Source organism: Vulgatibacter sp. (genome assembly GCF_041687135.1).
In the GTDB taxonomy this organism is placed as follows: domain Bacteria; phylum Myxococcota; class Myxococcia; order Myxococcales; family Vulgatibacteraceae; genus JAWLCN01.
Window position 1 is genome coordinate 37,711 of record NZ_JAWLCN010000008.1, and the last position, 13,087, is coordinate 50,797.

General features: G+C 71.6%; 11 protein-coding genes. 3 read left to right on the top strand and 8 right to left on the bottom strand.

Annotated elements, in window-relative coordinates; translation table 11 throughout:
• The first annotated feature begins 119 nt into the window (after positions 1–119).
• Positions 120–2,012, top strand: a complete 1,893-nt coding sequence (locus ACESMR_RS17230; protein WP_373048347.1) for a PAS domain-containing protein — start codon at positions 120–122, stop codon at positions 2,010–2,012.
• Here ACESMR_RS17230 and ACESMR_RS17235 read toward each other — a convergent pair.
• The 5 genes from ACESMR_RS17235 to ACESMR_RS17255 all read right to left on the bottom strand — a co-directional run bounded on the left by ACESMR_RS17235 (position 2,009) and on the right by ACESMR_RS17255 (position 7,597).
• Positions 2,009–3,415 carry a VWA domain-containing protein gene (locus ACESMR_RS17235; RefSeq protein WP_373048348.1) on the bottom strand — a complete coding sequence of 469 codons (1,407 nt, stop codon included), beginning with the start codon at positions 3,413–3,415 and terminating at the stop codon, positions 2,009–2,011. The genes ACESMR_RS17230 and ACESMR_RS17235 overlap by 4 nt on opposite strands.
• Complete coding sequence (locus ACESMR_RS17240; protein WP_373048349.1) at positions 3,416–4,768, bottom strand: class I SAM-dependent RNA methyltransferase; 1,353 nt, start codon at positions 4,766–4,768, stop codon at positions 3,416–3,418.
• 174 nt (positions 4,769–4,942) lie between these two features.
• Complete coding sequence (locus tag ACESMR_RS17245; protein ID WP_373048350.1) at positions 4,943–5,599, bottom strand: CoA transferase subunit B; 657 nt, start codon at positions 5,597–5,599, stop codon at positions 4,943–4,945.
• A 47-nt stretch (positions 5,600–5,646) separates the two neighbouring features.
• Positions 5,647–6,345, bottom strand: coding sequence for a CoA transferase subunit A (locus ACESMR_RS17250; RefSeq protein ID WP_373048351.1), 699 nt, complete (start codon positions 6,343–6,345; stop codon positions 5,647–5,649).
• 67 nt (positions 6,346–6,412) lie between these two features.
• Positions 6,413–7,597 (bottom strand): acetyl-CoA C-acetyltransferase, encoded by a 1,185-nt coding sequence (locus tag ACESMR_RS17255; RefSeq protein ID WP_373048352.1) that lies wholly within the window; start codon positions 7,595–7,597, stop codon positions 6,413–6,415.
• A 121-nt stretch (positions 7,598–7,718) separates the two neighbouring features.
• Between ACESMR_RS17255 and ACESMR_RS17260 the strand changes: the two genes are divergently transcribed.
• Both ACESMR_RS17260 and ACESMR_RS17265 read left to right on the top strand, forming a co-directional pair.
• Positions 7,719–8,600, top strand: a complete 882-nt coding sequence (locus ACESMR_RS17260; RefSeq protein WP_373048353.1) for an isoaspartyl peptidase/L-asparaginase family protein — start codon at positions 7,719–7,721, stop codon at positions 8,598–8,600.
• Between the two features lie 92 nt (positions 8,601–8,692).
• The gene (locus ACESMR_RS17265) at positions 8,693–9,100 is read left to right on the top strand and encodes a response regulator (protein ID WP_373048354.1); all 408 of its coding nucleotides are present in this window, start codon (positions 8,693–8,695) and stop codon (positions 9,098–9,100) included.
• Here the strand turns inward: ACESMR_RS17265 and mnmA are convergent.
• The 3 genes from mnmA to ACESMR_RS17280 all read right to left on the bottom strand — a co-directional run bounded on the left by mnmA (position 9,055) and on the right by ACESMR_RS17280 (position 13,062).
• Complete coding sequence (mnmA, locus tag ACESMR_RS17270) at positions 9,055–10,137, bottom strand: tRNA 2-thiouridine(34) synthase MnmA (RefSeq protein ID WP_373048355.1); 1,083 nt, start codon at positions 10,135–10,137, stop codon at positions 9,055–9,057. The genes ACESMR_RS17265 and mnmA overlap by 46 nt on opposite strands.
• A gap of 35 nt (positions 10,138–10,172) precedes the next feature.
• Positions 10,173–11,426: an ATP-binding protein gene (locus ACESMR_RS17275; RefSeq protein WP_373048356.1), complete on the bottom strand. Its 1,254-nt coding sequence runs from the start codon at positions 11,424–11,426 to the stop codon at positions 10,173–10,175.
• 277 nt (positions 11,427–11,703) lie between these two features.
• Positions 11,704–13,062 (bottom strand): CCA tRNA nucleotidyltransferase, encoded by a 1,359-nt coding sequence (locus ACESMR_RS17280; protein ID WP_373048357.1) that lies wholly within the window; start codon positions 13,060–13,062, stop codon positions 11,704–11,706.
• Positions 13,063–13,087: the final 25 nt, after the last annotated feature.

Below are 13,087 nucleotides of genomic sequence, written 5' to 3' on the forward strand. Positions count from 1 at the left end.
GGTGCCTCGCCTGCAGCCCGCACCTGCAGGGCCCCGCCATATGTGGGGCCGGCTGCGAAGTTGCCCACCCCGCGGCCCGTCTTCACCTTCGCAGGCAGGATGCCTACGCGAGCCGGGCCATGCAGCTAGCCGATCTCCTCGAGGAGCGGCGGGAGGAGATCCTGCGGCGCTGGGAGGAGCGCGTCTGCGGCGAGCTCGTCGACGGTGAAATGCCGCGCGCGGTCCTCCGCGACGACCTGCCCGTCTTTCTCGAGAGCACCGCCGCCTCCTTGCGCAGCGGGGCGGTCGGCGCCGGCGTGGCCCGTGCCGGTGAGGCCCACGGCAGGCAGCGCGCGCTGGCGGGCGCAGACCTCCGGCACGTGCTCCGGGAGTACGGGGTCCTGCGGGACGTGGTCTTCGAGCTGCTGGAAGAGGCGGACTGCCCATCGCAGCTCGAAGAGCTCCGGATCTTCGGCGCAGCCCTCACCTCCGCCGTCGGCGAGGCCGGGAGCCGGGTGCTCGAAGCGAGCGAGGCGACGCTGCGCGCCACGCTCGAGAGCCAGCAGCGGCGGGAGGAAGCCTTCCGCACCCTCGCCGATTCGATGTCGCAACACGCCTGGCTGGCGGAGCCCGACGGCTCGATCTTCTGGTTCAACCGGCGCTGGTACGAATACACCGGCCTCACCCGGGAGGCATCGGTGGGCCGGGGGTGGCGGCACGCCCTCCCCCCCGACACGCACGTCCCCGCCGGCTGGTTCGGAGAGGCCTCGCGCCGGGGCGAGCCCTGGGAGGAGACCCTCTCCCTGCGCGGGTCCGACGGCAGCTACCGGCGCTTCCTCTGCCGCGCCGCGCCGGTCCTGGGGCCCGATGGCCGGGTGCTCCACTGGGTCGGCACCAACACCGACGTCGAGGCGCGGCTCCGGACCGAGGAGGAGCGCGAGAAGGCGATCGCCCTGCTGGACACGTTGATCACCACGGCCCCGGTGGGGCTCGCCTTCCTCGACCGCGACTTCCGCTACGTGCGGATCAACCGGACCCTCGCCGCCATCAACGGCGCGAGCGTCGAAGCCCATCTCGGGCGCACGCTCGCGGAGATGCGGCCGGACATCGCCGACCGGATCCAGCCCTTGCTGGAGGAGGTGCTCGCCACGGGCAAGCCCCTTCTCCATCTCGAATTCACCGAGGAACGACCCCAGGCGGTGGGACCACAGCACCGGCTGGTCAGCATCTACCCGGTCGCCGACGCCCGCGGCCGGATCTTCGCGGTCGGCGTCCTCGTGGTCGACATCACCGGGCGCAAGCACGACGAGGAGGTGCTCCGGCGCACGGCGGAGTTCCGCGAACGCTTCGTCGGCATCGTCGCCCACGATCTCAAGACGCCGCTCGCCTCGATCGCCGCTGCGGCGCAGCTGCTCCAGCGGCAGGAGGGAATGCCGCCAGCCGCCCTCCAACTCGCCGGTCGCATCTCCGCCACGGCCAACCGCATGGGCAAGATGACCAGCGACCTGATGGATTTCACCCGGGTGCGGCTCGGCGGCGGCATCCCGATCGAATGGGAGCGCTGCGATCTGGCGGCCCTGCTCCGGCACGTCGTCGAGGAGGCGGGCGCCGCCTGGCCCGATCGAAGGATCGATCTCGACGCCGACGGAACGGCCTGGGGATGCTGGGACAGCGACCGGCTCGCGCAGGTCATCGCCAACCTCCTCCAGAACGCCCTCGCCTACAGCCCGGCGGGCAGCCCGGTTCGCGTCTCGCTCGAGCACGGGGCGGGCCTCTTCCGGCTCCTCGTCTGCAACCGCAACGTCCACGGACCGATCCCCCCGGAGAAGCAGGCGCTGCTCTTCGAGCCCTTCCGCCGGGCCGCTACCGCGACCCACCGGAGCGAGGGGCTGGGCCTGGGCCTCTACATCGCGCGGGAGATCGTGCGGGCCCACCACGGGGCGATCGAGGTCCGCTCGACGGAGGAGGAAGGGACCACCTTCGTGGTGACGCTCCCGGGCGATGAGGCGTTCGAAGAGCAGCCGACCGGTTAAACCGGAACGATGCGTTCGGCGGCGTTCTCGAGGTCGGCGAGGTTCTGGACCACGACCACCTGGTCCACCGCCCTGGCGTAGAGCTGCATCTCCGAGTCGCCGATGCCCCAGGAGCTCTCGGCCTCGGGGCAGATCCAGACCACCCGCCGGGCCCTACGCTCGATCTCCTTGAGGGCCCAGCCGTGGGGCGCGTTGTAGTTGTTGCGACCGTCGCCGATGACGAGGACGGTGGTGCGCCGGGTCACCGCGCCGAGGTGGTCCCGTGCGAACATCGCCAGCGCCCTGCCGTAGTTGGAGTTGGCGTAGACGTTGATCGCCTTGCCCGCCACCGCGAGGTCGACCGCCCGCGCCGCATCGACGTCCTTGAAGTGCTCGGTGATCTCGCCGACGTCGGAGACGAAGGCGAAGGAGCGCACCTTGGCGAAGCGGGACTGGAGGGTGTGGACGAAGAGGAGCATCAGCCGCGAGACGTTGCGGACCGAGTCGGAGACGTCGCAGAGCACCACCACGTCGGGACGCTGCGGCCGCTTGCGGCGGAAGACGAGGTGCGCCGGCACCCCGCCGAGCCCCATGTTCCGGCGCAGGGTGCGCCGCACGTTCAGGGCGCCGCGCCGCCGCTCCCGCTGCCTGCGCACCAGCCGGCTCTTCAGCTTCTCGGCGAGGCGCTTCACCGCGGTGGAGGTCCGCTCGATCTCCTCCCGGGAGAGCTCGGAGAAGGAACGTTCCGCCAGCGCGTTCCCCTGCCCCTTCTCCCGGGTCTGCCGGGCCCTCATCTCGCCCTCGACCCAGGCCCGGGCCGCATCCTCCACCGCCCGCAGCTTCGACGAGAGGCGCTTCGCCACCAGCTCCACGTGCGCGGCGTCGATGCCGCGCGCCTTCAGCCTGTCGGCGAGATCGCGGAGGTCCTTGTCCGCGGCGGTGGTGCCGGCGCCGCCGGCGAGTCGGCGGGCGTAGAACCCCGCCTGCAGCGGCGAGCTCATCCCGCCGAAGTCGAGCTGCAGCGCCGATCCCCGCAGCAGCTTCGCGATGGCGCCGAGATCGCCCTCGAGGAGCGCCTGCGCCATTGGCGAGATCTGCCCGTGGAGATCGCGGAGCGTGTGCAGGAGCATCTCCAGCTCGTCGCCCTCGAGGACGCCCTCCTCCTCGATGCGCGCGGCGAGGCTCCCCTCCAGCCCTTCGAGGACCCGGGCCATGCCGGAGAAATAGAGTTCGAAGACCCGTTCGAAGAGGGCGTGGTCGGCGGCGCGCTTGAGCATCGTCGCCCGGAGGGCGCCGCGCACCGTCTCCCGATCCTCCACGCCGGTGAGCGCGAGGGCCTGCGCCGCGTCGGTGACCTCCGCCGGCGAGACCCGGATCCCGTTCTGCCGGAGGAGCTCGGCGAACTCGACGATCCGGCTCTCCATCTACGCCCTCTCCAGCAGGACCACGCCCTCGACGTGGTAGGTCTGCGGGAACATGTCCACCGGCACCGCGAGGCGCGCCTGGTAGCCGGCGGCGTGCAGCGCGCCGAGGTCCCGGGCCAGGGTGGCCGGATCGCAGCTCACGTAGGCGATGCGCCGGGGCCCTAGGCGGGCCAGCGCCTCGGCGAGGCCACGGGCGCCTGCCCGCGGCGGGTCGAGCAGCGCCAGGTCGAAACGCTGCCCCTCGGCGGCGAAGCCCTCCACCACCCGGGCGGCATCGCCGGCGACGAAGCGGATCCGATCGATCCGCGCCCCGGCGGCAGCCCGCCTGGCGAGGTCGAGGGAGACGCCCTCGTATTCCACCGCGGTGACGTGGGCCGACCTGGCGGCGAGGGCGAAGGTGAAGTTGCCGGCGCCGCAATAGAGCTCGAGGACGCGGTCGCCAGCAGCAGGGGCGAGCGCCTCCACCGCCGCACGGACCAGCGCCTCGTTGCCGGCGTCGTTGGCCTGGGCGAAGACGTCCGGCCGCCCGAGGAGGCGCACCCCCGGTGCCAGCGGCGCCGGGCGTTCCACCACCGGATCGCCGAAGATCCGCGGCGCAGGCGCTGCGCCCGGCGGCGCGGCGCGGCGCCGTTTCGTCTGCTGCCCGGCCTGCTGCTGCGGCGGCGGTAGGGCCACGATCCCCGCGAGCCCCTCGAGTCCGTCGAAGATCCGCGGCGCCTTCTCGGCCCAGCCCGGCGCCGCCTTCGGATCGGGCGAGAGCGCGATCGCTCCCCTGCCGTCCGCGCCGACGCAGAGGTCGACCTCCCGCAGCGCGGGAAGGGGCCTGGCCCGAAGCGCCGCCCCCACCGCGAGGGCGAGCCGCTCCAGCGCCGGCGCGAGCAGGTGACAGGAGGCGATGGGCTCGAGGTCGTGGCTGCCGCGGCGCAGGTAGCCGAGCTTGCCGTCACGGACGTGGAGCCTGCAGCGGATCCGATACCGAAACTCGTCGGGCGAGGCGACGATCGGGCGCGCCTCGGCGATCGCCTCGCGCCGCAGCCCGCCGATCCGCGCGAGGGACTCGTAGAAGGCCTGCTCCTTGGCTGCTGCCTGCGCCTCGTAGGCGAGATGCTGGAGCTGGCAACCGCCGCAGGAGGCGGCGTGGGGACAGAGCGCCTCCACCCGCTGCGCCGAGGGCTCGATCAGGCGGACGAGCCGCGCCTTGACCAGCGAGCCCCGATCCTCGAGCGCTTCCGCCTCGACGAGATCGCCGGGCGCCGTCGCCGGGACGAAGACCTTCTTGCCGGCGGGCAGCGTGGCGACGCCGTCGCCGCCGTGGGCCAGGCTCTCGATGCGAAGGGGAGGGAGCACGTTCATCAGGGGAGAACCGCCGAAAGCGGCCACCCTATCCGCGTGCGCCGACAGGTCAAGGCTTCCCGCCGGGTGGGGCAGCTGCAGCAGCAGCGCACGCCGGTGCCGCCCCGGGACGAAGCGAGGGCCGGCGGGATGGATCCCCCACCGGCCCCCCGGCAGCCGCGATCGCCCGGGCGGCTACCGCAGCATCGGCTTGATCTCCGGGGCCACGGTGAACGAGGCCTCGGTGATCTTGCGGATGTCGTCGACGGTGAGGTCGGGGGCGATCTCCCGGAGGACGAGGCCGTCCTCGGTCACGTCGAAGAGCGCGTGGTCGGTGACGATGGTGTTGACGCAGCGCTTGCCGGTGAGCGGCAGCGAGCACTCCTTGAGGATCTTCGACTTCCCGTCCTTCGAGACGTGCTCCATGGTGACGATCACGCGCCTGGCGCCGGAGACGAGATCCATCGCGCCGCCCATGCCCTTGATCATCTTGCCGGGGATCATCCAGTTGGCCAGGTCGCCCTTCTCGCTCACCTCCATCGCGCCGAGGATGGCGAGGTCGATGTGGCCGCCGCGGATCATCCCGAACGACTCGGCGGAGTCGAAGAAGGCGGTGCCCTTGATCTCGGTCACCGTCTCCTTGCCCGCGTTGATCAGGTCCGGGTCCTCCTCGCCGGCAAAGGGATAGGGGCCGATGCCCAGCATCCCGTTCTCGGACTGGAGGACCACCTCGACCCCCGCAGGGACGAAGTTGGCGACGAGCGTCGGCATCCCGATGCCCAGGTTGACGTAGAAGCCGTCCTGCAGCTCCTTGGCGACGCGCTGGCAGATCTGCTCGCGAGTGAGAGGCATCGCAAAACCTCGAGGCGCGGATGAGAGGCGCGCCCGAAAAGAAGGAATCAGGCCCGGGGCCGGGTGGTGCGCCGCTCGATCCACTTCTGGTAGTCGCGGCCCTTCACGATCCGGTGAACGTAGATGGAGGGGACGTGGATGTGGTCCGGGTCGAGCTCGCCGACCTCCACCAGCTCCTCCGCCTCGACGATGGTGACCTTCGCGGCCTTGCACATCATCGTGCTGAAGTTCTGGGCGGTCTTGCGGAAGACCAGGTTGCCCCACTTGTCCGCCTTCCAGGCACGGACGATGGCGTAGTCGGCCTTGAGCGGCATCTCGAGCAGGTACTCCCGCCCGTCGATCATCCGCGTCTCCTTGCCCTCGGCGACCTTGGTGCCCACACCGGTCGGCGTGTAGAAGCCGCCGATTCCGGCGCCGCCCGCGCGAATCCGCTCCGCCAGCGTGCCCTGGGGGTTGAGCTCCACCTCGAGCTCACCCGAGAGGAACTGCCGCTCGAACTCCTTGTTCTCGCCGACGTACGAAGCGGTGATCTTCTTGATCTGCTTCGCCTGCAGCAGCACGCCCAGGCCGAGGTCGGTGGTGCCGCAGTTGTTGGAGATGAGCGAGATCTCCTTCGTCCCCTTGCGGTGGATCGCGGAGATGAGGTTCTCGGGGTTGCCGCAGAGGCCGAAGCCGCCGCTCATGAGCGTCATGCCGTCGAAGATGTCGGCGACTGCAGCGTCGGCGCTCTCGTAGACCTTGTTCACGAAGCGTCTCCTTGGTGCACGTCGGCCCCGCCGCTCGGGAGCGCGGGGCCGACCGGGTGCAGACGAATTACCGCTCGACGATCAGGGCCACGCCTTCGCCGCCGCCGATGCAGAGCGACGCGAGGCCGCGCTTCTTGCCCTGGTCCTTCATCGCGTGCAGCAGGGTGACGAGGATGCGGGTGCCCGAGGCGCCAATCGGATGACCGAGGGCGACGGCGCCGCCGCGGACGTTCACCCTGGCGGGATCGAGGCCGAGGATCTGGTTGTTGGCCAGGGCCACCACGGCGAAGGCCTCGTTCACCTCGAAGAGGTCGATGTCCTTCACCTCGAGGTTCGCCTTCGCCAGCGCGTTCTTCATCGAGTCCGCAGGCGCGATGGTGAACTCCACCGGCTTGCGGGCGGCGTGGCCCCAGGAGGTGACGGTGGCGAGGATCTCGCGGCCTTCCTTCTCGGCGCGCTCGCGGGTCATCAGCACCACGGCTGCGGCGCCGTCGTTGATCGACGAGGCATTGGCGGCGGTGATGGTGCCCTCCTTCTTGAACACCGACTTGAGGCTCGGGATCTTCTCGGGGCGGGCGTTCTTCGGACCCTCGTCCTCGCTCACCACGGTGACGTCGCCCTTCTTGCCGGCGATCTCCACCGGGGCGATCTCGGCGGCGAAGGCGCCCGACTTCTGCGCTTCGATGGCGCGCCGGGTCGACTCCACGGCGAACTCGTCCTGCGCGGAGCGCGGGATGCACATCGACTCGGCGCAGGCCTCGCCGGCGTTGCCCATGTGGAAGTCGCCGTAGGGATCCCAGAGGCCGTCCTTGATCATCGCGTCGACGAGCTTGATGTCGCCCATGCGCGCGCCGGTGCGGGCCTGGTAGGAGAGGTAGGGGGCGTTGGACATCGACTCCATGCCGCCGGCCACCACCACCTCTGCGTCACCGACGAGGATGGCGCGGGCGGCGTGGATCACCGCCTCGAGACCCGAGCCGCAGACCTTGTTGAGGGTGACGGCGGGCGTCTTCTCCGGGACCCCGGCGAAGATCATGGCCTGGCGCGCGGGGGCCTGGCCGACGCCGGCCTGCAGCACGTTGCCCATGATCACGAGCTCGACGTCCTCGCCGTTCACCCCGGCGCGCTCCAGCGCCGCCTTGATCGCCACGGCGCCGAGCTTCGGCGCCGGCACCGATGCCAGCGAGCCCAGGAAGGCTCCGATCGGCGTACGCGCCGCCCCGACGATGACCACCTCGCGCTTCTGCGCCATTGCACGTCTCCCTTCTGAAGCTTGCAACAATTCGGGCGTCCACATACCCACCGGCACCAACGCCGGTCAAGCAGCCCGGCGCCCGCTTTCCGCCGCGATGTCCGGCTGGTAGCGTGTCGCCATGCCCACCGCGATCCTCGTGCACGGCGGCGCCGGGGCGATCTTCCCCGACGACCGCGCCCACGCTTGCGCCAGGGGCTGCCTCGAGGCGGCCCGGGCAGGTCACCGCATCCTCGCCGCAGGCGGCTCCGCCCTCGACGCTGCGGTGGCGGCCTGCGTCGTCCTCGAGGACGATCCCGCCTTCAACGCGGGCACCGGCTCGGTGCTCAACGCCGACGGCGAGGTGGAGATGGACGCCTGCCTCATGGACGGCAGCAACCTGCGTGCAGGTGCGGTAGCCGCGATCCGCGGCGTGCGCAACCCGATCGAGGTGGCGCGCCTCGTCCTCGAGCGCTCCCCCCACGTGCTCCTCGCAGGAAGTGGCGCCGAGCGTTTCGCCAGGGCGCAGGGGGTGGCGCCGTGGCCCGCCTCGCTCCTCGTCACCGAGCGCGCCCTCACCCGCTGGCAGAAGGAGCGGGACGAGGGCTGGACCAACAAGCCGGGCACCGTGGGTGCGGTGGCGGTGGACGCGCAGGGGCACGTGGCGGCTGCCACCTCCACCGGCGGGATCAGCTCCAAGCACCCGGGCCGCGTCGGCGACTCGCCCCTCCCCGGGGCCGGCACCTACGCCGACGACGAGACCGGCGCCGTCTCCGCCACCGGGCAGGGGGAGGCGATCATCCGGGTGGTGCTGGCCAAATTCGCCTGCGACCAGCTCGCCGCAGGCGACCACCCGCAAGCGGCGGCGGAGGCGGCGGTGCGACGGCTCGGGCGGGTGCAGGGGGAAGGCGGCCTCGTCGTCGTCGACCGGCAGGGAAGGATCGGCCTCGCCGCCAACACCGCACGGATGAGCCGGGGCTGGGTCGACGCCGAGGGCAACGAAGGCTGCGCCTTCGAAGGCTGACCCTGCGTCCACAGGCCGGAAACTTGTCGTACGTGGCGATATCGGTAGAACGCTTCGGGCCGGAAGCTTCAAGCCGGTGCCGGGAGGCGGCCTTGGACCGAGACGTGCTGCTGGTGGTGGAGGATTCGGAGGCAGCGTACCAGCAGGTGCACGAGGCAGCGTTGCGCCTGGGCCTCGGCACCGAATGGGCGCTCAACGGCGCCGAAGCGCTCCGTCTCAGCAGGCTCCACCGCTACCGGGCCATCGTCCTCGACCTCTACCTGCCCCTCCTCGACGGCATCTCGTTCCTGCGGATCCGCAGGAGCGAGAACGACGGGGCGCGGGTGCCGGTGCTGGTGATCAGCGCCACCGCACAGGACGAGGAGATCCAGCGGGCGATGGGTCTCGGCGCCGCGGCCTTCGTGCAGAAGCCCCTCGACGTGGACCGACTCGCCGGCGTCCTCGGTGATCTGCTTCAGCGGGCGATGATCCCGCCGCCCACCACCTCGTCGTCCCGGTAGAGCACCGCCGCCTGCCCCGGCGCCGGCGCGCGCACCGGCTCGAGGGCGTGGACGGTGAAGCCCTTCCCGTTCGCCTCCACGGTGCAGGGGGTGCCCCCGTGGCGGTGGCGCACCCGCACGGTGAGCACCTCGTCGGCGGCTGGCGGCGTGCCGGCGACCCAGCAGGCGTCGCGGACGGTGAAGGTCCCGCGCTCGATCGACGCGGCGGGGCCTACCACGATCTCGTTGGTCTCGGGGCGGATGGCGCTCACGTAGATGGGCAGCTTGTGGCCCCTGCCCCCGCCGCCGATCGAGGTGGCTGCAGGCAGCCCCTTGCGCTGCCCCACGGTGTAGGCGTGGAGGCCGCCGTGCTCGCCGATCACCTCCCCCTCGGTGGTGACGATCCTTCCCCTCGGCGGCGCGCCCCCTGCTGCACGGGCCACGAAGCCCGCGGCGTTGCCGTCGGGAACGAAGCAGATGTCCTGCGATTCGGGCTTCTCGGCAGTGCCGAGGCCGGCGCTGCGGGCTACCTCCCGGCTCTCCGCCTTGGTGAGATGGCCCACCGGGAAGACCAGCCGGGCGAGCTCCCGCTGGCCCAGCTCGTAGAGGAAGTAGCTCTGGTCGCGGGAGGCATCCAGGCCGCGAAGGAGCCGCTTCCTGCCGGCGCCGTCGCTCTCGATCCGGGCGTAGTGGCCGGTGGCGAGATGGGCCCCCAGCGCCTCCGCCCTGGCGAGGAGGTGGCCGAATTTCACCTCGCGGTTGCAGGCGAGGCAGGGGATCGGCGTCTCGCCGGCGAGGTAGGAGCCGACGAAGGGATCGACCACCGTGCGGGAGAAGAGGTCGGTGGCTTCGAAGACGTAGAACGGGATGCCGAGGGTGTCTGCCACCGCGCGGGCGTCGTCGAGGTCGTCGGGGGAGCAGCAGCGGCCCGGCGCCCTGCCCCCTTCCGACTTCGAGAGGCGCAGGGAGATGCCGATCACCTCGTGGCCCTGATCGCGCAGGAGCGCTGCTGCTGCGGAGGAATCGACCCCACCGGACATGGCTACGACGACACGCATACGCCGCTTCTAACAAAGAGCGGCGCGCCGTTCGATCACGAAGCCGTGCGCCGGGGGACGAGCCCGTTCTCCGGCGGGGTCCAGGGCAGGAAGATCGAGAAGCGGGAGCCGGGGTAGAAGTGGCCGGTGCGCTCGGGCTGCCGCCGCGGCGGCGACTCCGCCCAGGCCCTGCCGCCGTGGGCCTTGGCGATGGCCCGGACCACCGGCAGGCCGAGGCCCGCGCCAGGTGCCCGCTCCGCCTCGCCGGCCCGGGAGGCGTGGAAGAAGGGCTCGAAGATCCGCTGCGACTCGGCGAGGGGGACGCCGGCGCCCTGGTCGTAGACCGAGATCACCAGCCCCTCGGGCTCCGCTGCGAGCTCCACCAGCACCTGCCCGCCGCTGGGGCTGAACTTCACCGCGTTGTCGACCAGGTTGCCGAGGGCCTGCTTGAGCTTGGTGGCGTCGCCCACGAGGTTGCGGCCGCCGCTCTCGTCCCAGATCGCGAGGCCCACCCGGCGGTTGCGCGCTGCAGCGCGCATCTCCGCGATGCACGCTTCGGCGATCGCCCGGGGGTCGACGGGCTCCTCCCGGAGCAGGGTGCGACCGGTCTCCAGGTTGGCGAAGTCCACGAGGTTGTCGAGGACGCGGGCGAGCCGCTCGGTCGACTGGATCATCGCGTCGATCACCTTCGATTGCCGATCGTTGAGCGCTCCGAGCTTCTCGGACTTGAGGATCTTGAGGTAGCCGGTGATTGGCGTGAGCGGCGTGGCGAGCTCGTGGGAGACCGCCTGCATGAACTCGCTGCGGAAGCGGTTGGTGTCCTCGATCCGGTGCTGCGCCTGGTCGAGCTCCCGGGCCTTGCCCTCGAGGTGCGCGGCGAGCTCCTGTGCGTGGGCGCGCAGCTCCGAGCCTGCCTGCTCCGCCGGCAGATCCCCGTGGTTTCCCGCGAGCCAGGCGCGGGCGCGCGCCGCCAGCGTGTCGGGGTCGAGAGGAAGCGCGAGCAGCCCGTCGGCACCGGCGGCGAGGGCATGGCGATCGTCTCCCGCCTTGCCGATCACCACGAGAGGCGCCGAAAAGCCCCTGCCCCGGAGCCGCGTCACCACGGCGAACCCGTCGATGTCGACGAGGCCCGCCTCCACCAGCACGAGGTCCGGATGCTGCCCGAGGGCTGCCGCCATGCCGGAGAGACCCGAGCGCGCCTCGTCCACCCCGAAGCCACCCGACTCCAGGGCCGCGCGGATCGAGACCCGCAGGCCGGGATCGGAGGCCACCACGAGGACGGTCTGGAGGCTGTGGGTGCCGGCAACCACCGGTCTGCTCCTCTCGGTCGTTCGTCGGGGCAGGCCGCCAGCCGATTCCCCGCCGTGGCGGATTCTTGTTGCGGGAGGGGCCCCGCGCAAGCGGCGAGCGTGGAAAAGCGCACACGTTTTCCACAGCTTCTCCTCCCATCTTCGAGGGATTGAAAAAGATGTAGAAGGGCCCGGAAGCCGGGAAACACCGTGGAACACGGGTTTTCGCCCGATTTGCCGCGCCGCCCGCTGTGGAAAAACTGTGGATTGTCTGTGAGCTGCTTCTGCACGCTCCGGCTCAGCTCGATTTCCAGGTGGCGAGGAGCGCGCGGAGCTGCTCCGGGTCGTTGCGGGAGGGCTCCTCCAGCACCTGCCCGAGGAGCCATTCCATCGCCTCGCCGATCCGCGGCGAAGGCCCCTCCCCGAGCGCCTCCATCACCTCCCTGCCCCCGATGGCCAGGTCCCGCACGGTCAGGGCCAGGGCCTTCTCGCGGAGCAGCCGGACCCGGCGCTCGAGGGCGTGGGCATTGGCCAGCCCCTCTTCCACGTAGAAGCCCCGGCCCCGGATGTCCGCCTCCCGCACCGCGAGGAGGTGATCGAGGTTCTCCTTGCCGACCCGGGCCATCATCCGGCGCACGGCGCCGTCGCTCCATTCGTCCGAATAGACGAATTGGTGCTCGCGGACGAGCAGCGCCACCTCGTCGCAGATCCGGTGGGGGAAGCGGAGGCGGAGGAGGATCGCCTTCGCATGCGCCGCGCCGGTGTTCTCGTGGTTGTAGAAGGTGTGCTCCCCCGGCGCCTTCGCCGACGGCGCCGCCGAGCGGGGCTTGTCGATGTCGTGCAGGAGCGCAGCGAGCCGCACCGGCAGGATGGCCGGGGTCGCGTCCACCGTCCGCAGGGTGTGGTGGTAGACGTCGTAGCGGTGCCAGCGGTTCTGCCGGAGACCGAAGCCGTCGAGGAGCTCGGGGAGCACGTGGGGGAGGAGGCCGGTGCGGCGGAGGAGCTCGATCCCGTAGCGGGGGCGGTCGCCGCGGAGGATCTTCTCCAGCTCGTGGCGGATCCGCTCCACCGCCACCTGCGCGAAGCGCCCCAGGAGCGGCGGGATCGCCCGCCGGGTCTTCCGCTCGAGGACGAAGCCGAGGGTGCTGGCGAAGCGGACCGCCCGCATCGTGCGCAGGGGATCCTCCTCGAAGCGCGCCAACGGATCGCCGACGCCGCGGATCCGCCTGCAGCGAAGGTCCTCGGCGCCGCCGAAGGGGTCGAGGAGGCGCTCCCGCAGCGGGTCCCAGGCCAGCGCGTTCACGGTGAGGTCGCGGTGGGCGAGGTCCTCCTCGATGGTGCCCACCGACTCCACCTCGCGGGGCTGGCCGCCCGCGTAGGCGCCGGCCCCGCGGTAGGTCGTCACCTCCACCGGCAGCCGGCCGGTGACCACGGTGACGGTGCCGTGCTGGAGGCCGGTGGCCACCACCTTCGGGAAGAGGCCTGCCACCACCTCCGCCCGTGCGGAGGTGGCGAGGTCGTATTCGTGGAACGGGCGGCCGAGCAGGGTGTCGCGCACCGCGCCGCCGACGAGCCACGCTTCGTGCCCGGCGCCGGCGAGCCGCTCGATCACCGCGAGGACCCTGGGGTCGAGCCGATTCCTGCCGAGAGGCTCCATGCCGCGACTCTAGCCCCCGCGGCGC

Excerpts from the sequence above, each read along its gene's own strand:
- ACESMR_RS17245 (WP_373048350.1), bottom strand. The coding sequence starts at position 5,599 with ATGCCTCTCACTCGCGAGCAGATCTGCCAGCGCGTCGCCAAGGAGCTG.
- ACESMR_RS17230 (WP_373048347.1), top strand. The coding sequence starts at position 120 with ATGCAGCTAGCCGATCTCCTCGAGGAGCGGCGGGAGGAGATCCTGCGG.
- mnmA (WP_373048355.1), bottom strand. The coding sequence starts at position 10,137 with ATGCGTGTCGTCGTAGCCATGTCCGGTGGGGTCGATTCCTCCGCAGCA.
- ACESMR_RS17280 (WP_373048357.1), bottom strand. The coding sequence starts at position 13,062 with ATGGAGCCTCTCGGCAGGAATCGGCTCGACCCCAGGGTCCTCGCGGTG.
- ACESMR_RS17255 (WP_373048352.1), bottom strand. The coding sequence starts at position 7,597 with ATGGCGCAGAAGCGCGAGGTGGTCATCGTCGGGGCGGCGCGTACGCCG.
- ACESMR_RS17240 (WP_373048349.1), bottom strand. The coding sequence starts at position 4,768 with ATGAACGTGCTCCCTCCCCTTCGCATCGAGAGCCTGGCCCACGGCGGC.
- ACESMR_RS17235 (WP_373048348.1), bottom strand. The coding sequence starts at position 3,415 with ATGGAGAGCCGGATCGTCGAGTTCGCCGAGCTCCTCCGGCAGAACGGG.
- ACESMR_RS17260 (WP_373048353.1), top strand. The coding sequence starts at position 7,719 with ATGCCCACCGCGATCCTCGTGCACGGCGGCGCCGGGGCGATCTTCCCC.